Origin of the sequence: Myxococcus llanfairpwllgwyngyllgogerychwyrndrobwllllantysiliogogogochensis, from assembly GCF_006636215.1 — a bacterium.
In the GTDB taxonomy this organism is placed as follows: Bacteria; Myxococcota; Myxococcia; order Myxococcales; family Myxococcaceae; genus Myxococcus; species Myxococcus llanfairpwllgwyngyllgogerychwyrndrobwllllantysiliogogogochensis.
This window is the reverse complement of the sequence record NZ_VIFM01000971.1, coordinates 1-393: the sequence shown is the minus strand read 5'-3', so window position 1 is coordinate 393 and position 393 is coordinate 1. Positions and strand designations below refer to the sequence as shown.

Sequence of the window (393 nt, the reverse complement as noted above, 5' to 3'; positions counted from 1 at the left end):
GTCTAGCCCCCCCGCCTCCGTTAATGAGGCTGGAGCGCTTTCTGGCTCTTCCGGTTCTTCTTCGGTGAAAATTGTGTTCAGCAATTTACGAACATCATCCGTGGCAGATTCGTGGCGGGCAAGTACATTAGCATCCAGTGTGAACCCTACTGCTGGCTGATCAGTTGGTACAGACGAGACGAGATCATGTTCAGTTGCGGAATGCTGATGGATATTGCTCGAGACAGATGAGGGATCCAGCCCCAAACTTGAATAAATCTTCTCAAGCTGTTTGATTTCGGCAGGCGCTATTGTCCTATCCGAACAGGCAACACTAACGATAACTTTACCCACAGCAGCTTTTTCCGCGGCCCCCATCAACTCAATCCTGCTTTTCATTCCTGTCATATTGGC

The 393-nt window shown here is 49.6% G+C and carries 1 protein-coding gene; it reads right to left on the bottom strand.

Going from position 1 to position 393, the window contains the following annotated elements:
* On the bottom strand, window positions 1-393 hold a 393-nt coding region (locus FJV41_RS56495; RefSeq protein ID WP_220138075.1), incomplete at both ends, for a tellurite resistance TerB family protein.